This is a genomic window from Ferrovibrio sp. (assembly GCF_017994015.1).
Taxonomy (GTDB): domain Bacteria; phylum Pseudomonadota; class Alphaproteobacteria; order Ferrovibrionales; family Ferrovibrionaceae; genus Ferrovibrio.
In genome coordinates this window covers 43,435-59,979 of the sequence record NZ_JAGOLP010000002.1, presented here as the reverse complement: position 1 = coordinate 59,979, position 16,545 = coordinate 43,435, and the positions used below count along the sequence as shown (strand labels likewise).

The following is a 16,545-nucleotide window of genomic DNA, read 5'->3' as shown; positions in this document are numbered from 1 at the left end:
CAAACGCCTGATGGAAACATGATTTGCTGTGAGATGTGGAAATGGCGTCCCCGGAGAGATTCGAACTCCCGACCCGCTGCTTAGGACGCAGCCGCTCTATCCAGCTGAGCTACGGAGACGTTGGCGCGGAACCTACCGCGCCCTGACGGCTGAGGCAATGCGGCGACACTTTTTCACGTCGTCATGCCCGGGCGCAGACCCGGGCATCTCGGTCAGGCAGTGAAAGACCCCCGGGTCAAGCCCGGGGGTGACGACGGAATGGAGCGGACGGGTGCGGCCTGCGCCTACCGCTGCTTCAGCTTGGCCAGGGCGGCGAAGGGGCTGTCCTTGATGATTTCGGCTTCGCGCTGGCGCTTTTCCTGCTCGCGCTGGCGCTTGGCCTGGATCGCCTTGCCCGAGCGCACAAACATCTCGATCGCCGGCTGGCCTTCCTCCAGGCTGCGCTGCACCGGGCGATAGCCCAGCTTGATCAGCAGCAGGCGGATCTGCTCCGGGCCGCAGCCGGCCAGGTTCATCCATTCCACTGCCGGCGGGAAAGACCCATCCTGGCGCGGCTTGCGGCGTGCCTGGGCCTGGCCCTGGGCCGGCTTGGCAGTTTCGGCCGGGGTCTCAGCCGGGGCTTCGGTTGCAGCCTCAGCCTGGGCTTCGGCTTCCACCACGGCTTCCAAAGCCACTTCACCGGGCGCCTCGGCTTCCTCGGTGGCCAAAGTTTCGGTCGCCTGCTCGGCAGTGATTTCAGCCGCGGCAGCCGGGTCTGCCGGGGTCACGGGCGCTGCCGGTGTCACAGGCGCCGCCGGGGTCACTGGCGAGATCGAGAACAGGGCCGGCGGATGCTTGGCCTCATGCTCGGCCTTGCGCGCGCCCTCGGCGATGCGCTGCACGATATCGAGCCGGTAGGCGCGGTTCTCCACCTTGAGGAAGCCGGCGGCAAGCCACCAGCGTTCCGGGCGCGGTTCCAGGATGTCGAGCGAGGTCAGGCCGGGCGGCGGCGGCGCCAGCGGCGTGCGTTCATTGTTGATCGAAAACAGCAGGGTCTTGAGCTGGCTCGGCTTCGGCTTGAGCAGCTTGGGCAGGAAGATATGCATCTCGCCAAACGTGACGCCGAAGCGGCGCAAGGGATGCCGCGCCGCCTGGTCCATGGCGCGCAAAAGATCGTTCACATCCTCGCGGAGAACGGTGCCGAAATCGGTGGCAAGCTGGAAGGCCAGGCCACGCGCAGCGCCCTTCAGATCGGCATCGCGCAGGCGGTAGAGGTCGCCTAAATGCAGGCGCAGATGCGCATCCAGCCAGCGTTGCAGGCGGTCTTCCACGGCACGGCGATGCTCCGCCGGCAGCGCTTCATCGGCCAGCAGCACAAGTTTCGGCTCCAACGGCATCGGCCCCTTGGCCAGTTTGGCCAGCGGTGTGCCATGGGCATGGATCGGATCGTCCTTGAGGATGATCGCGCCGTCCGGCGACAGGCCAAAACGCTCATCGCCCAGGCCAAGGATTTCGCGCGCGCGTTCCTCCAGGGCCGGGCCGAGCGCCCGATGCGCGGCGGCGCGCAGGGCGCGCTGTTCCTCGCTGGTCTCGTGCCCGTCCGGGGCAAAGCGCAAACCGACGATCCTGCCGATGCTCTCGCCTTCAACCATGAGCGCGTCATCCTCTGCGATACGAATATCAAGTGTTTTGAAATCACGCAGGTGCCGGGTCAGCACCGTGGCGCGGCGATCAACAAAGCGCTGGGTCAGCCGCTCATGCAGGGCGTCAGACAGGCGATCCTCGATTGCCCGTGTCTTTTCCTGCCAAAGTGCCGCGTCGTCAAGCCAGCCAGCCGATTTGCCGGTTGCCGCCTGGCCGCGATTGGCGACATAGGTCCAGGTGCGGATATGCGCCAGGCGGTTCGACAGCGTGTCGATATCGCCGTCGCTGCGGTCGATGCGGGCCAGCTGGCCGGCCACCCAGTCGCTTGGCAGGCGGCCATCGCGGTCGCAGAGATGGCGGTAGATCTGGCTCAGCAGGCGGATATGGCCATCATGCAGGCTTTTGCGGAAATCGGGGATTTCACACACCTGCCACAGCAGGCCGATGCGGTCGCGGCCCTGGGCGCGGTGCAAGGTGTCGGCATCCTGCATCAGGGCTTTCAGCGCCAGGTAATCATCGGCATCGCGGGCGCGCATCAGGCCGTCGCGCGGCGCCGGCGTTTCCAGGCTGCGCAGCAGGGCTTGCGGGCTGCGATAATCCAGCGCCGCATTGCGCCAGCGTGCCTGCCGGATCGGGTCAAAGCGGTGGTTTTCGATTTTCTCGATGATATCCGGGTCTAGCTGCGGATTGTCGCCGCCATAGGGGTTGTTGGTGGTGCCGAAGGTGCCGTTGCGCATATGCCGCCCGGCGCGGCCGGCAATCTGGCCCAGTTCGGAAGGTGTCAGCGGCCGGATCGAAATGCCATCAAACTTGCTGGTTTCGGCAAAGGCCATATGCTCGATATCAAGATTGAGGCCCATGCCGATGGCATCGGTGGCCACCATCACGTCCACTTCGCGGTTCTGGAACATCGCCACCTGGGCGTTGCGGGCGCGCGGGCTGAGCGCCCCTAGCACCACCGCCGCGCCGCCGCGCTGGCGCCGCAGCAATTCGGCGATGGCATAAACATCGCTGGCCGAGAAAGCCACCACCGCCGAGCGTGGCGGCAGGCGCGAGAGTTTTTTCGGCCCGGCATATTCCAGCGCCGAAAGCCGTGGCCGGGCGATAAATTCGGCCTGCGGCACCAGGCGGCGGATCAGCGCCCGCATGGTATCGGCGCCCAGAAACATGGTTTCCTGCTGGCCGCGCGCATGCAGTAGCCGTTCGGTGAAGATATGGCCGCGCTCGGCATCGCCGCAAAGCTGGATTTCGTCGACGCAGAGGAAATCATAGCCGCGTTCCAGCGGCATCGCCTCCACGGTGCAGACAAACCAGGCGGCATTGGGCGGGATGATCTTTTCCTCGCCGGTGACCAAAGCCACCCGGCCCGGGCCTTTCAGCGCCACGGCGCGGTCGTAAATCTCACGCGCCAGCAGGCGCAAAGGCAGGCCGATGATGCCGCTTTTGTGGCCCAGCAGGCGCTCCACCGCCAGATGCGTCTTGCCGGTATTGGTCGGCCCCAGCACGCAGAGCACACGGCCGTCGGCAGCATGGCCCGCCGCTTGGCTGCTTTCCTGCCGGCCTGTTATGCCGCGTATTGGCGCCTGGGCATTCACGCCGCTGCCTTGCCTCCGCTGCCTGGCGGGTTGGCGGCGCTGATCGCCTTGGTGATGCGGGCCTGGGTGCAAAGCTGACCATCCACATGGCAATCGGCTTCCAGGAAGCCCAGGGCCTTGCCGCGCCTGATCATGCGGCCGGTCAGCACCGCTTCGGCGGCGGCCGGCACCGAACGCAGATGCTGCACATGGATATCCACCGTCACGGCATGTTCGCCGGGCTGTAGCGCGGTGATCAGCGCACCATAGGCGGCGGGTTCCAGCAGGCCATTGAGGATGCCGCCATGCACATAGCCGCCGATCACGATCAGGTCGCCGCCGGCCTGGAAACCCAGCCGGCACAGGCCGGGGGCCAGTTCCTGCAGGCGCAATCCGGCCCAGCGATGAAACGACACGGTCTCGATCAACTGACGCGCCTGGGTGATTTTCCAGGCTTCCAGCGCGGCATCGATATGCGGCACGGCGGCCATTTACGCACTCCGGATACGGGCGACCGGCTAAGTGTACGGTTCCGGCGCTGGCTCGGAAAGCCTCGGGGGGTTGCAATCCCTGCGCGCGTAGTGCATTGAAAAAATACGGTTTTCTGGTGGTTTTTCCAAATCGGAAACCGCGCTAGAGTGGCGCCCTCGCCGCCATGGCAAGAATGCCCATGCCTGATGCCACTTTCCTGCTGCCCGAGGATGCACACCCGAAAATCCGGCTGCTGCATGCCTATTGGCGTGAATGCGCGCCGGCTGCCGGCCTGTTACCCGGGCGGCGCCAGATTGATCCGCTGCGGATTCCGAAATTGCTGGAGAATGTCTGGCTGATGGATGTGGTGGATCGGCCGCCGCGTTTTCGCATGCGCCTGGTGGGCGGCGCCATGCGGCGTATGGGCATCCTGGCGGCGCCGGGCGATTTTGTTGAAACTTTCATCGCCGCTGATGCGCCGCCCTTGTTGCAATTGCGCCATCTGGTGGCCGAACGGCAGCCGATCTGGTTTCGTGGCCAGGCTTATTTGCCGCATGAGACGCGGGTGTTTTCGTTGGAACGGCTTTTTTTGCCGCTGGCCGATGATGGTGTGATGGTGGATGTGGTGCTCGGCCTCACCGTGTTCTTCGACTGGCGCGGGCGAGAATTATAGGAGCGTGATGCCATCAATCCGCAATGCTGATGCCGAGGGCCTTGGCGGCGCGCAACAGGCCGCTATCGTAGCTTTTTAATGCCAGATGGCCGCGCTCCACCACGGCAAGATGCAGGGCGTCGCCGGCGCGCAGGCTAACGCCCGGTTGTCCGATCATCGCGGCAGCGCGCTCAAAGTCGATTACTTCCACCGGCAGCAACACGCAGCTATTGCCCAGCCAGTCGTTGAAGCCCGTCAGCGCCGCTGCCGCATGGCTCGGCCTGATCTCGCGCTGGCGCCGCTTGCGGGCCACGGCACTGGCAAATTCGGTCTGTACCCAGGCGCTGGCATAGAGGCTGCCGGCGGCTTTGGCGGCCAGCCAGTCGAGACAGGCTTCCGATTGTGCTTCATGCACAAAAGCCGGGGCGATGAAGCTGGTATCCAGGTAAAACACGGGTCAGCGTGATTTACGCCGCTCTGCCACGATATCCTGCACCATGGAGCGCTTCAATTTCGGCTGGCGCGCCAGAGCCGTGCGCAGCGCGGCGATATCCACCGGTGCGCGGTGCTCGGCCGGCAGCAATCGCACTGCCGGCTTGCCGTGGCGCGTAATCACCACCTCTTCGCCGCGCAGGCTGCGTTCGATCAGGTCGCTCAATTGGGCTTTTGCATCGGCCACGCCATAAACACCCATCACAGGCTCCAGAAATATGACCATAATTCTGACCATAATATCCGGATCGGCCATCCTGTACAGAGATTATAACGCTGGCGGCCCCAGCCCGGTGATGCCGCGGCGATCCATCGCCACGGTCTTGATTGCGGCATAAAGCTGCATGCCCGGCGCCAGGCGCAGCCGCTCGGCCGATAAGGCCGTGATGCGGGCGATGAGGACGGCGCCGGGGCTGTTCTGATCCGTGCCGCAATCCAGTTTCACATCCACCGCCGCGCCGTCGCGCCGGGCGATTTCGCTCACCCGGCCGCGCAACACATTCAAGGCACTGCTGCCTTCGGGCGGGGCCAGAAACAGCGTCACGTCGCGGGCGCGGATGCGGATATTCAGCCGGGCGCCGGGCGGCAGATCAAGCTGCGGCACCAGCAGCCGGCCGGCCGGGCTGTGTAATTCGCTCAAACCATGCGCAGCATCATGCGCCAGCAATTCAGCAGCCAGCACGGCACCGGCTTCGTAACGCCCGGTCAGCGGATAAAGATCCAGCCGCGCCGCCAGTTCGGCCACGCTCCCCACTGCTTCCACCCGGCCCTGCGAGAGCAGCACCACATGGGTGGCCAGCCGCGTCACTTCCGGCAAGGCGTGGCTCACATGCACAATCGGGATATGCAATTCATCGCGCAGCCGTTCCAGATAGGGCAGGATTTCCTCCTTGCGCGCCGCATCCAGCGAAGCCAGCGGTTCATCCAGCAACAGCAGGCTGGGGCGGGCCAGCAGGGCGCGGCCGATGGCAACACGCTGTTTCTCGCCGCCGGATAATGTGCCGGGCCGGCGCTGCAACAAATCCTCCAGCCCGAGCAACGCCACGGTATGCGCAAAGCCATCATTGCCGCCGCCATTCAGCCAGCGGCCATAGAGCAGGTTGCGCCGTACATCGAGATGCGGCAGCAGCCGCGCCTCCTGAAACACATAGCCGATGCGGCGTTTATGCGGCGGCAGGAAAATCCGTTTCTCGCTATCCACCAGCACACGGCCATCTACCACGATGCGGCCCTGCTGCGGTCGCAAAAGCCCGGCGATCAGATTCACCAGCGTGGTCTTGCCAGCGCCGGAACGGCCAAATAGCGCGGTAACGCCCGGGCCGCATTGAAATTGCGCTTCCAGGGTGAAATCGCCCTGCTGGTGGCGGATATCGACATCCAGGCTCATTGCCCGCTCACCAGTTTTGCGGCGCGGCGCGACAGGATTTCGCTGGTTATCAAGGCGGCAAAGGCCAGCAAAATCGAAATCACCACCAGCCTGATTGCCGCCGCATCGCCATCAGGCTGTTGCAGGAATACGTGAATCGCTACCGGCAGGGTCTGGGTCTCGCCCGGAATATTCGAGACAAAAGTGATCGTGGCGCCGAATTCGCCAACCGCGCGCGCATAGGACAAAACGATGCCGGCCAGCAGACCGGGCAGCATCAGCGGCAGGGTGACGGTGACAAAAACCACCACCGGGCTGGCGCCCAAGGTGCTGGCGGCCTGTTCCAGCTTGCGGTCAACCGAGAGCAAGGCCAGCCGGAAAGCCTGCACCATCAGCGGAAACCCCATCACGGCGCAGGCCAGGGCCGCGCCGGTCCAGCGGAAAGCAAACACGATGCCCAGATTTTCCGCCAGCCAGGCGCCCAGCGGTCCCCTGCGGCCAAAGAGCAGCAGGAGCAGATAGCCGGTCACCACCGGCGGCAGGATCAGCGGCAGATGGATCAGCGCGTCCAGCAGAGCCTTGCCGGCAAATTGTTTGCGCGCCAGCAGCCAGGCCGCCAGCAGGCCAAACGGAATGCTGGCCAGGGTGGCAAGGCCGGCCACCCGCAGGCTGAGCAGCAGCGCGGTGGTTTCTTCCGGCGTCAATGCCAGGTTGGCGAAGCTCACGTCAATTGATCTTGGCGTCGGCTGGCAGCAGCGCAAAGCCAAACTTGGTCAGGATCGCCGCCGCCGACGGTTCACGTAGCCGGGCCAGATAGGCCGCTGCCTGCGGATGTTTTGATGTGGCCACCACCGCAGCCGGATAGATGATCGGCGGATGGCTGTTTTCCGGAAAGTCGGCCAGCACACGCAGCTTCGCATCGTTGGCCGCATCGGTGCGGTAGACAATGCCGAGCGGCGCCTCGCCACGCGCCACCAGGGCCAGCGCGGCACGCACATTTTCGGCCTGGGCGATGCGGCCGGAAAGCTGCGGCCAGATATTCAATGCCTGCAACGCCGCCTTGCCGTATTTGCCGGCCGGCACGGCGTTCACGTCGCCCATCGCCAGCCGGCCATCCTTGCCCAATAATGCTGCCAGATCGGCGCCGGGCTGCAAATGGATGGTGGCCTTGCTGTCGACCGGGGCCACCAGCGACAGGCGATTGCCCAGCAGGTTGCTGCGGCTGCCCGGGCGCAGCAGGTTGCGCTGCTGCACATAATCCATCCAGTCCAGGTCGGCCGAGATGAAAATATCCGCCGGGGCGCCGGCTTCGATCTGCCGCGCCAGTGCCGAGGAAGCGGCATAGGCGACCTTGATCGCCAGACCTTGGGGCTGGCCGGCATGAATTTCATCCAGCGCGGTTTTCAGCGAGGCAGCGGCGAAGACCAGCAGATCCTGGGCGCGGGCGCTGGCGCCAAAGCCGGTGCAGAGCAGGAACAGGCAGCAAAACAGCTGAAGCGCGCGGCGCATGATGGCCTCCGTTATGTCTGTATGACCATAACGTAGCCTGGCGGCATTGCACAAGCGTTATAGTCATTCAGCTATTTCGGGGCTTTGCCGCGCCATTTGCGCAAGGCGGCGATATCGGCTGCACAGGCCGCTTCGCAGGCCGTTGCCATGCGGCGATAGCGCGCCAGCACGTCCGCGCCCAGTTTGGTCAGCTGCGCCCCGCCGCCGGCCTTGCCGCCGGTGGCGGCCAGCACCAAGGGTTCATGGAAATAGCCGTTCAGGGTTTCCACCAATAGCCAGGCGCGTTTGTAGCTCATGCCGAGGCGGCGGCCGGCAGCCGAGATCGAGCCGGTTTCGGCGATGCCTTGCAACAGGTCTGCCTTGCCCGGGCCGAGGAAAACCTCGGGCGCCAGCACCACGCGCAGGCGTAGGGCCGGTATTGTAGGCGGCGGAGAGTTTTTGCGCGTCATGGCCAAAATCTAAGCCAGCCGCCGCAATGCCGCCACTGTCTCACGCAGGCCACGCTGCAACGGCTTGTCGCGCCGCAGAACCAGCGCCAGGCGCCGGCTCAGGCGTGGCGCCAGCGAATGCTGGCTCAGATTGCCGTCCTTATCCGGCAACGCCATGCTGGGCAGGATGGTGAGGCCAAGGCCGGCGCCTACCAGTTGTTTGATCGCCTCCACGCTGCCCAGTTCCATCGCCGGGCGCGGCGCCAGGCCGGCGGCACCGAACCAGGCATCCACCAGGCCGCGGGTATTGGCGCCGCTTTCGTATAGCACCAGCGGCTGGCCGGCGAGCCATTGCGGCGTCACGGCCTTGGGCCAGGCAAGGGCGGCCTTGCCGCCCGCATCAGCCGGAACAAAGGGGCCAACGGCCACAAACTCATCGCTTAGCAAGGGCTCAACCACAAAGGCGCGGCCCAGCTTGGTCACCCCGGCCCGCCCGGGCGGCAACGTCACCAGCGCCAGGTCAAGCCGGTTTTCGGCCACGGCGCGCAGCATGTCGTCGGTATTGCCGGTATTCACCGTCAGCTCCAGGCCCGGGAAACGCTGGCGCAATTCACGCAACAAAGGCGGCAGCAGATAAATGCAGGCGGTGGCGCCCGAGCCGATCCGCACCCGGCCGATCACCTTGCTGGCATGCTGCGCCAGATCCGCCAGCGCGGCATCCACCACCGCCTCGATGCGGCCGGCATGCTGCAACAGGGTCTGGCCGGCCTGGGTCGGCATGGCGCGCTTGCCCACCCGCTCAATCAGCCGCACGCCGAGGCGGTTTTCCAGTTGCCGCAATTGCAGGCTGATCGCCGGCTGCGTCAGGTTGCGGCGCGCTGCCGCAGCCGAAAAACTGCCCAGGGCAACAATGTCGGCGAAGGCTTGCAGATGGTCCAGGTTGAGGCCGCGCATGGCAAAGAATTTCTCATGCTTTGCATAAGGAAGCAAAATTTTATTTATGAATTGAATCCAGCCATGCTGGCCCCATGTCAAACACCGCCCCCCGCCTTGAACCCGTGAACGATCACCGCAGCCCGCCTCTGAACAGCCCCCTCCTGAAAAGCCCGGTGCATCTGCGCCAGGCCAGCCCCGCCGACTTGCCGCTGGTGCAGGCAATCTATGCGCATCATGTGCAGCATGGCCTGGCCAGTTTTGAGGAGGAAGCGCCCGACCTGGCCGAGATGCAGCGCCGCCATGCCGCCGTGCTGGCGGCCGGTTTGCCCTATATCGTTGCCTGCACTGAGGCCGGCAGCGGCGCTGCCGTGCTGGGTTATGCCTATGCCACCAGCTACCGGCCGCGTTCGGCCTATCGCTTCACGGTGGAGAATTCGGTCTATGTCGCCCCCGGCCTGGCCGGCTGCGGCATCGGCAGCGCCTTGCTCAACGAGCTGATCCGGCTTTGCGAAGCCGGACCGTGGCGCCAGATGATAGCCATCATCGGCAACGGCCTGGGTAATACTGCCTCGCTGGCACTGCATCATCGCTGCGGCTTCCGCCTGGTCGGCAACCTGGAAGGTGTCGGCCTCAAGCAGGGCGGCTGGCGCGATACCCTGCTGATGCAGCGTAGTCTCGGCAGCGGCACCGACAGCCTGCCGTAAGTTGCCAGCCGCCTGCATCTTGCTCCGTGAGCGGCGCTTCGCCATGCTCGCGGCATGGAACATGCCGCCATTCTTTCCCATCTGCGCGAGCCGATTGTTTTCCTGGCCACCGCCGGGATCGTGGTGCCGCTATTTCATCGCTGGCGGGTCAGCCCGGTGCTGGGTTTCCTGTTCGCCGGCATCCTGATCGGGCCGCAGGGTTTTGGCCGGCTGGCGGAAACCTGGCCCTGGCTGCTGCATATCAGCATCACGGATCACGCCGCCGTGCAGGGCCTGGCCGAATTCGGCGTGATTTTCCTGCTCTTTGTCATCGGCCTGGAATTGTCGCTGGGCCGGCTCTGGGCGATGCGGCGGTTGGTCTTCGGCCTGGGCTTGGCGCAGGTGCTGCTCACTGCCGGGGCCATCGGCGCGGTTGCCTGGGGTTTCGGCAACCCGCCCGGCGTGGCGGTTTTGCTCGGCGCCTGCCTGGCCTTGTCCTCCACCGCCATCGGCATGCAATTGCTGGCCGAAAGCCGGCGTCAGGCCACGCCGCTGGGCCGCGCCGCCTTTGCCATCCTGCTGTTTCAGGATCTTGCTGTGGTGCCGATCCTGCTGCTGCTTGGTGTGCTGGGCGGCGGCGTGGCGCAGGGCGAATTGCCCTGGCTGATCCTGCTCACCCTGGCCAAGGCGGCCGGCACCTTGGCGCTGATTGCGCTGGCCGGGCGTTTCCTGCTGCGGCCGCTGTTCCATCGCGCCGGCGCCGCCAAGCTGCCGGAATTGTTCATGGCGATGATCCTGCTCACCGTGCTGGGCGCGGCGCTGATCACCGGCGCCGCCGGCCTGTCGATGGCGCTGGGTGCCTTCCTGGCCGGGCTGATGCTGGCCGAAACCGAATACCGCCATGCCATCGAGGACAGTATCGAGCCATTCAAGGGCCTGCTGCTCGGGCTGTTTTTCCTCTCGGTGGGCATGAGCATCGATCTGGCCGTGCTGGCCGACCAAGCCGCGCTGCTGCTGGCATCGGTGCTGGGCCTGTTTGTGCTCAAGGGGGCGCTGATTGGTCTGCTGGCGCTGCTATTCCGGCTTGGCCGGGCGGTGGCGGCGGAACTGGCTTTGCTGCTCGGCCAGGCCGGCGAATTCGCCTTTGTGGTGGTGGCGCTGGCACAGAGTTTTGGTCTGATGCCGCCGGATGTGGCGCAATTCATGCTGCTGGTCACCGGCCTGTCGATGATGGCGACACCGTTGCTGGCCGCCCTGGGGCGCCGCCTGGCGCGCCGGCTGGAAGGTGTTCAGGCCCGGCGCCAGGGCGCCGCGGGTCTGGCTGGCTTGACCGGTTCGGAAGGCCATATCATCCTCGCCGGCTATGGCCGGGTTGGGCAGAGCCTGGGGCATCTGCTGGATGCCGAGGGCTTGGCCTATATCGCGCTCGACATGAACCCGGATGTGGTGGCGCAGTTCCGCCAGGCCGGGCAGCCGGTATTTTTTGGCAATGCGGCGCGGCCGGAATTGCTGCACCGGATCGGCCTGCACCGCGCCCAGGCCCTGGTGGTGACACTGGACGACCCGGCGGCGGCCGAGCGGATCGTGGCGGCGGCGCGGCTGGCCTGCCCGGAATTGCCGATTCAGGCCCGCGCCCGCGATGCCGCCCATGCCGAACGGCTGGCCCGGCTCGGCGCCGCCGAAGTGGTGGTGGAGACAGTGGAGGCCAGCCTGCAACTGGGTGCCCGCCTGCTGCACCGCATCGGCCTGCCGGATGATGCGGTGGCGCATCGTATCAGCCGCGCCCGCGAGGGGCTGTAGTATATGCTAAATCTAACGCGCATTTGACAGCCGCCTAAAGCCGGTCATACTGCGGCGTTGCAGTGCAATATAAATCGGGTGGGGCCGATCATGACCGAGAAGACCGTGAACTTTCCTGAAGCCTGGAGCAAGCTGGCCGCCAAGGAGCTGGGCGACAAGCCGCTATCCGATCTGGTCTGGGACACGCCGGAAGGTATCAAGGTCAAGCCGCTCTACACGGCCGCCGATCTGGAGGGCCTGGAAATCGACACCCTGCCCGGCCTGGCGCCGTTCACCCGCGGCGTGCGCGCCACCATGTATGCCAACCGGCCCTGGACCATCCGGCAATATGCCGGCTTCTCCACCGCCGAGGAATCCAACGCCTTCTATCGCAAGAATCTCGCCGCCGGCCAGCAGGGTGTCAGTGTTGCCTTCGATCTCGCCACCCATCGCGGCTATGACAGCGACCATCCGCGCGTGGTTGGCGATGTCGGCAAGGCCGGCGTGGCGATCGATAGCGTGGAAGATACCAAGATCCTGTTTGACGGCATCCCGCTCGACAAGATGAGCGTGTCGATGACCATGAACGGCGCCGTGCTGCCGGTGCTGGCCTGCTATATCGTGGCCGCCGAGGAACAGGGCGTGCCGCCGGAAAAGCTCTCCGGCACGATCCAGAATGACATCCTCAAAGAATTCATGGTGCGCAACACCTATATCTACCCGCCGGCGCCGAGCATGCGCATCATTGCCGATATCATCGGCTATACGGCGAAGAATATGCCGAAATTCAACTCGATCTCGATTTCCGGCTACCATATGCAGGAAGCCGGCGCCACGGCCGTGCAGGAACTGGCCTTCACGCTGGCCGATGGCAAGGAATATGTGCGCACTGCCATTGCCAGCGGCATGAATGTGGATGAATTCGCCGGCCGGCTCAGCTTCTTCTTCGCCATCGGCATGAATTTCTTCATGGAAGTGGCCAAGCTGCGTGCCGCGCGCCTGCTCTGGCACCGCATCATGAAGGAATTCGAGCCGAAAAAGCCCGGCAGCCTGATGCTGCGCACGCATTGTCAAACCTCCGGCGTCTCGCTCACGGAACAGGATCCCTACAACAACGTGGTGCGCACGGCGGTGGAAGCCCTGGCGGCCGTTCTCGGGGGAACGCAGTCGCTGCATACCAATGCGCTGGATGAGGCCATCGCGCTGCCGACCGAATTCTCCGCCCGAATTGCGCGCAACACCCAGCTTATCATCCAGGAGGAAACCGGCGTCACCAACGTGGTCGATCCGCTGGCCGGTTCCTATTATGTCGAAGCCCTGACCCATAGCCTGGCTGAACATGCCTGGGCGCTGATTCAGGAAGTGGAAGAACTCGGCGGCATGACCAAGGCGGTGGAAAGCGGCATGCCCAAGCTGCGCATCGAGGAAGCTGCGGCGCGGCGCCAGGCGCGTATCGATCGCGGCCAGGATGTCATCGTCGGCGTCAACAAATATCGCCCGAGCAGCGACGAGAAGCCGGAAACCCTGGAAGTGGATAATACCCGCGTGCGCGAATCCCAGGTGGCGCGGCTCAACACCATCCGCAACACGCGCAACAAGGCGGCTGCCGAAGCCGCCATCCAGGAACTGGAAGCCGGCGCACGCGGCAATGCCAATCTGCTTGATCTCTGCGTCAAGGCGGCGCGGGCGCGGGTCACGGTGGGTGAAATGTCGGATGCCATGGAGCGGGTGTTCACCCGGCATCAGGCCGTGGTGCGCTCGATTGCCGGGGTTTATGGCGCCGCCTATGAGGGCGATGCCGGCTTTGTGCAGATCCAGAAAGACATCGCCGCTTTTGCCGCCGAGGAAGGCCGCCGGCCGCGTATGCTGGTGGTCAAGCTGGGCCAGGATGGCCATGATCGCGGCGCCAAGGTGATCGCCACCGCCTTTGCCGATCTTGGCTTCGATGTCGATGTCGGGCCGCTGTTCCAGACCCCGGAAGAAGCCGCCAAGGATGCCATCGACAACGACGTGCATGTGGTGGGCATTTCCAGCCAGGCCGCCGGCCACAAGACGCTTGTACCGCAATTGATCAAGGCTCTGCGTGACCAGGGTGCCGGTGATATCCTGGTGGTTACCGGCGGCGTGATCCCGCCGCAGGATTACGATTTCCTGCGCCAGGCCGGCGTGGCGGCCATCTTCGGCCCCGGCACCAATATCCCGGCCGCCGCCGCTGAAATCCTCGGCCTGATCCGCGCCCAGGCGCAGCATCAGGCGGCCGAATAAGGCCGGGTGTCCAGCCCCCCCCCCTCGTCGTCATCCCCGGGCTTGACCCGGGGATCTCTCTCCAGTTGGAAAAATGCTTGGAGAACAGGCGAAAATGGGATGCCCGGGTCAAGCCCGGGCATGACGAAAAGAGACTGAGCCGGGCATGACGAAAAGAGTGTGAGAGAGAGTGTGTGGTCCAGCCTGATCTGCATCCACGCGGATGTTACCTTTTCATGCACCTGGCTTGCGGCCGGGCCTAAGCCGGCGTTTAGTGAAGCCTCTGTAACGGGAGGATACCATGCGCCTCGTTTTGTTTGCCGTCACCGCCACGCTGCTGCTGGCCCAGCCGGTTCAGGCCTTTGATCTGCAAGGCCATCGCGGCGCGCGCGGTCTGGCGCCGGAAAACACCCTGCCGGCTTTCGCCAAGGCATTGTCGCTGGGTGTGACAACGCTGGAACTGGATATCAACCTGACGGCGGATAATGCCGTGCTGGTGGGCCATGATCCGGTTCTGCTGCCCACCGTGACCCGTAAACCCGATGGCAGTTTCCTGACCGAGCCCGGCCCGGCGATCCGCAGCCTGCCCCTGGCCGAGTTGCGGCGCTACGATGTTGGCCGGCTCAATCCGGAGCACCGTTACGGCAAGACCTATCCCGAACAGCAGCCGGTGGATGGCACGCCCATGCCGCTTCTGGCCGAGGTTTTTGCCCTGGCGGCGAAAGCCGGCAACCAGACCGTGCGGTTCAATATCGAAACCAAGCTCTCGCCGCTGAAGCCGCAGGATAGCGCCAGCCCGGAAGCGCTGGCCGAAGCGCTGGTGACGGAAATCCGCAAGGCCGGCCTGGCCGGGCGCAGCACGATTCAAAGCTTCGATTGGCGCAGCCTGCGCCATGCCGGCAAAATCGCGCCGGAAATCAGCCTGGCCATGCTGAGTATCGAAAGCCCGACTTTCGACACGCTGGAACGCGGCAAGCCCGGCCCCAGCCCATGGCTCGGCGGGCTGGACCTGGATGATTTCGGCGGTTCGGTGCCGCGCCTGGTGTTGGCGGCGGGCGGCCGCATCTGGTCGCCGTTCTGGCGCAATGTGACAGCGGAAAACCTGGCCGAAGCGCAGAAACTGGGTTTGCAGGTGATCCCATGGACGGTGAACGAGCCGGCCGAGATGGCGCGGCTGATTGATCTCGGCGTGGATGGCATCATCTCGGATTACCCGGATCGGCTGCGCCGCGTGCTGGCCGACAAGGGCAAGCCGCTGCCGGCGCCCAGCCCTGTAAATCCTGGGCGGCAGTAACAATTCGCCGCAGGGCAATTTTCAGGGTTCCCCTCGGCGCTTAACGGGTCTACAAGGCGGGCGGCTTCCTCCCCCTTCACATTCCGGATTCCGGCCATGATCACAGCCTACCTGCCGCAAGGCACGCTGCTGCAAAGGATCGAACTCGGCCCCGCCGATACTCTGGCGGAGGCCCTGCCCGAAGGTGTGGTCTGGCTTGACCTGATGGAGCCGACACCGGCCGAGGAAAAGGCTGTGGAAGCCCTGCTCGGCCTGGAAATGCCGACCCGCGAGGAGATGCAGGAGATTGAAATCTCCAGCCGGCTCTACCGCGAGGCCGATGTCAGCTACATGACCGCCAATGTGCTGTTCCATGCCGAAACGCCGCTGCCGCAAACCACGCCGATCACCTTCATCCGCTCGCATCGTGCGCTGGTGACATTGCGTTATGCCGATCCGCAGGCCTTCCGGTCTTTCATCGGCCGCGCCATGCGCACGCCGTCGCTCTGCGCCACGCCGGATGCCACGCTTTGCGGCCTGCTCGATGCCATCATCGACCGCGCCGCCGACGTGCTGGAATGGGCAGCGCGTGACCTCGATCAATTGTCGCGCTCGATCTTCGGCTATCGCGCCGATGGTGCGCGCGAGGAACCGGATGATGCCGATCTTGAGGAAGCGGTGCGTAATCTTGGCCGCATCGAGGATCTCAACAGCCGCATCCGCGACAGCCTGATGAATCTCAACCGCCTGGTGGCTTTTCTCAACCTGGCGCTGACCGAGCAGCGCGGCACCAAGGAAAGCCGGCAATGGCTCAAGACCCTGGCGCGCGACGTGCAGTCGCTTTCCGAGCAATCCGGCTTCCTGGCGCATAAGGGCAATTTCCTGCTCGATGCCACTTTAGGCCTGATCAACATCCAGCAGACCAAGATCATCAAGATTTTCTCGGTGGCGGCCACAGTATTCCTGCCGCCCACCCTGATTGCCAGTATCTACGGCATGAATTTCCACACCATGCCGGAACTGGACTGGACCTTCGGCTATCCGATGGCGATCCTGATCATGATCGGCTCTGCGGTGCTGCCCTATTGGTGGTTCAAGCGTAAGGGATGGTTATGAGCATGGCAGAGGGTTTGCAGGTGCCGCGCGATACCCAGCTTTCGCTATGGCGCGGCTGGCGCGGGCGCTGCCCGGAATGTGGCCAGGGCCGCATCTTCGGCGGCTTTCTCAAGGTGCAGGAAAGCTGCCCGCAATGCGGCCTGCGGCTGGATGGTCATCGCGCCGATGATGCGCCGCCCTATTTCACCATCCTGCTGGTGGGCCATATCATCGTGCCGCTGATGCTGCTGCTGGAACAGAAGGCGCAGCCGCCGGAATGGCTGCATATGGTGCTGTGGCTGCCGCTCACCCTGATCCTGTCACTCTGGCTGCTGCCCAAATTCAAGGGCGCGCTGATCGGCCTGCAATTTGCCCGCCGCATGCACGGCTTCGGCAGCGAGCCGCAATAGGGCTTGTGGC

16 protein-coding genes and 1 tRNA gene are annotated in these 16,545 nt (G+C 64.7%); 7 read left to right on the top strand and 10 right to left on the bottom strand.

Annotation, left to right across the window (positions count from 1 at the left end):
* Window positions 1-42: 42 nt before the first annotated feature.
* The 3 genes from KBB36_RS02005 to KBB36_RS01995 all read right to left on the bottom strand — a co-directional run bounded on the left by KBB36_RS02005 (window position 43) and on the right by KBB36_RS01995 (window position 3,688).
* A tRNA-Arg gene (locus tag KBB36_RS02005) sits at window positions 43-119 on the bottom strand.
* A 165-nt stretch (window positions 120-284) separates the two neighbouring features.
* On the bottom strand, window positions 285-3,218 hold the full coding sequence (locus tag KBB36_RS02000; protein ID WP_290976130.1) for a helicase-related protein: 2,934 nt from the start codon (window positions 3,216-3,218) through the stop codon (window positions 285-287).
* Window positions 3,215-3,688 (bottom strand): PaaI family thioesterase, encoded by a 474-nt coding sequence (locus tag KBB36_RS01995; RefSeq protein WP_290976127.1) that lies wholly within the window; start codon window positions 3,686-3,688, stop codon window positions 3,215-3,217. Before KBB36_RS01995 ends, KBB36_RS02000 begins: the two co-directional genes overlap by 4 nt.
* 179 nt (window positions 3,689-3,867) lie before the next feature.
* On the opposite strand from KBB36_RS01995, the gene KBB36_RS01990 reads away from it, so the two are divergent.
* Window positions 3,868-4,341, top strand: coding sequence for a PAS domain-containing protein (locus tag KBB36_RS01990; protein ID WP_290976124.1), 474 nt, complete (start codon window positions 3,868-3,870; stop codon window positions 4,339-4,341).
* Between the two features lie 13 nt (window positions 4,342-4,354).
* Here the strand turns inward: KBB36_RS01990 and KBB36_RS01985 are convergent, their stop codons facing one another.
* The 7 genes from KBB36_RS01985 to KBB36_RS01955 form a co-directional block, all read right to left on the bottom strand.
* The gene (locus tag KBB36_RS01985; RefSeq protein WP_290976122.1) at window positions 4,355-4,774 is read right to left on the bottom strand and encodes a type II toxin-antitoxin system VapC family toxin; all 420 of its coding nucleotides are present in this window, start codon (window positions 4,772-4,774) and stop codon (window positions 4,355-4,357) included.
* A gap of 3 nt (window positions 4,775-4,777) precedes the next feature.
* Window positions 4,778-5,014, bottom strand: coding sequence for a type II toxin-antitoxin system Phd/YefM family antitoxin (locus KBB36_RS01980; RefSeq protein WP_290976119.1), 237 nt, complete (start codon window positions 5,012-5,014; stop codon window positions 4,778-4,780).
* A gap of 66 nt (window positions 5,015-5,080) precedes the next feature.
* The gene (gene modC / locus KBB36_RS01975) at window positions 5,081-6,199 is read right to left on the bottom strand and encodes a molybdenum ABC transporter ATP-binding protein (RefSeq protein WP_290976117.1); all 1,119 of its coding nucleotides are present in this window, start codon (window positions 6,197-6,199) and stop codon (window positions 5,081-5,083) included.
* Window positions 6,196-6,909, bottom strand: a complete 714-nt coding sequence (modB, locus tag KBB36_RS01970; protein ID WP_290976581.1) for a molybdate ABC transporter permease subunit — start codon at window positions 6,907-6,909, stop codon at window positions 6,196-6,198. The genes modC and modB overlap by 4 nt, the downstream gene beginning before the upstream one ends.
* On the bottom strand, window positions 6,905-7,687 hold the full coding sequence (modA, locus tag KBB36_RS01965; RefSeq protein WP_290976115.1) for a molybdate ABC transporter substrate-binding protein: 783 nt from the start codon (window positions 7,685-7,687) through the stop codon (window positions 6,905-6,907). Before modA ends, modB begins: the two co-directional genes overlap by 5 nt.
* 71 nt (window positions 7,688-7,758) lie before the next feature.
* Window positions 7,759-8,136, bottom strand: a complete 378-nt coding sequence (locus KBB36_RS01960) for a LysR family transcriptional regulator (protein ID WP_290976112.1) — start codon at window positions 8,134-8,136, stop codon at window positions 7,759-7,761.
* A gap of 9 nt (window positions 8,137-8,145) precedes the next feature.
* A complete protein-coding gene (locus tag KBB36_RS01955; RefSeq protein ID WP_290976109.1) occupies window positions 8,146-9,069 on the bottom strand; it encodes a LysR family transcriptional regulator in 924 nt (307 codons plus the stop codon).
* Window positions 9,070-9,143: 74 nt separating this feature from the next.
* Here KBB36_RS01955 and KBB36_RS01950 point away from each other — a divergent pair, with 74 nt between their 5' ends.
* The 6 genes from KBB36_RS01950 (at window position 9,144) to KBB36_RS01925 (ending at window position 16,535) form a co-directional block, all read left to right on the top strand.
* Window positions 9,144-9,755, top strand: coding sequence for a GNAT family N-acetyltransferase (locus KBB36_RS01950; RefSeq protein WP_290976106.1), 612 nt, complete (start codon window positions 9,144-9,146; stop codon window positions 9,753-9,755).
* A gap of 54 nt (window positions 9,756-9,809) precedes the next feature.
* Complete coding sequence (locus KBB36_RS01945; protein WP_290976104.1) at window positions 9,810-11,534, top strand: cation:proton antiporter; 1,725 nt, start codon at window positions 9,810-9,812, stop codon at window positions 11,532-11,534.
* 90 nt (window positions 11,535-11,624) lie between these two features.
* Window positions 11,625-13,778, top strand: a complete 2,154-nt coding sequence (gene scpA, locus KBB36_RS01940) for a methylmalonyl-CoA mutase (protein ID WP_290976101.1) — start codon at window positions 11,625-11,627, stop codon at window positions 13,776-13,778.
* A gap of 280 nt (window positions 13,779-14,058) precedes the next feature.
* Window positions 14,059-15,051, top strand: a complete 993-nt coding sequence (locus KBB36_RS01935) for a glycerophosphodiester phosphodiesterase (protein ID WP_290976098.1) — start codon at window positions 14,059-14,061, stop codon at window positions 15,049-15,051.
* Between the two features lie 96 nt (window positions 15,052-15,147).
* Entirely contained in the window at window positions 15,148-16,146 is a 999-nt protein-coding gene (locus KBB36_RS01930; protein ID WP_290976095.1) for a magnesium transporter CorA family protein, read from the top strand.
* Window positions 16,143-16,535 carry a DUF983 domain-containing protein gene (locus tag KBB36_RS01925; protein ID WP_290976093.1) on the top strand — a complete coding sequence of 131 codons (393 nt, stop codon included), beginning with the start codon at window positions 16,143-16,145 and terminating at the stop codon, window positions 16,533-16,535. The genes KBB36_RS01930 and KBB36_RS01925 overlap by 4 nt, the downstream gene beginning before the upstream one ends.
* Window positions 16,536-16,545: the final 10 nt, after the last annotated feature.

Excerpts from the sequence above, each read along its gene's own strand:
- KBB36_RS01955 (WP_290976109.1), bottom strand. The coding sequence starts at position 9,069 with ATGCGCGGCCTCAACCTGGACCATCTGCAAGCCTTCGCCGACATTGTT.
- KBB36_RS01990 (WP_290976124.1), top strand. The coding sequence starts at position 3,868 with ATGCCTGATGCCACTTTCCTGCTGCCCGAGGATGCACACCCGAAAATC.
- modA (WP_290976115.1), bottom strand. The coding sequence starts at position 7,687 with ATGCGCCGCGCGCTTCAGCTGTTTTGCTGCCTGTTCCTGCTCTGCACC.
- scpA (WP_290976101.1), top strand. The coding sequence starts at position 11,625 with ATGACCGAGAAGACCGTGAACTTTCCTGAAGCCTGGAGCAAGCTGGCC.
- KBB36_RS01950 (WP_290976106.1), top strand. The coding sequence starts at position 9,144 with ATGTCAAACACCGCCCCCCGCCTTGAACCCGTGAACGATCACCGCAGC.
- KBB36_RS01960 (WP_290976112.1), bottom strand. The coding sequence starts at position 8,136 with ATGACGCGCAAAAACTCTCCGCCGCCTACAATACCGGCCCTACGCCTG.
- KBB36_RS01980 (WP_290976119.1), bottom strand. The coding sequence starts at position 5,014 with ATGGGTGTTTATGGCGTGGCCGATGCAAAAGCCCAATTGAGCGACCTG.
- modC (WP_290976117.1), bottom strand. The coding sequence starts at position 6,199 with ATGAGCCTGGATGTCGATATCCGCCACCAGCAGGGCGATTTCACCCTG.
- KBB36_RS01930 (WP_290976095.1), top strand. The coding sequence starts at position 15,148 with ATGATCACAGCCTACCTGCCGCAAGGCACGCTGCTGCAAAGGATCGAA.
- KBB36_RS01995 (WP_290976127.1), bottom strand. The coding sequence starts at position 3,688 with ATGGCCGCCGTGCCGCATATCGATGCCGCGCTGGAAGCCTGGAAAATC.
- KBB36_RS01925 (WP_290976093.1), top strand. The coding sequence starts at position 16,143 with ATGAGCATGGCAGAGGGTTTGCAGGTGCCGCGCGATACCCAGCTTTCG.
- KBB36_RS01945 (WP_290976104.1), top strand. The coding sequence starts at position 9,810 with ATGGAACATGCCGCCATTCTTTCCCATCTGCGCGAGCCGATTGTTTTC.
- KBB36_RS01935 (WP_290976098.1), top strand. The coding sequence starts at position 14,059 with ATGCGCCTCGTTTTGTTTGCCGTCACCGCCACGCTGCTGCTGGCCCAG.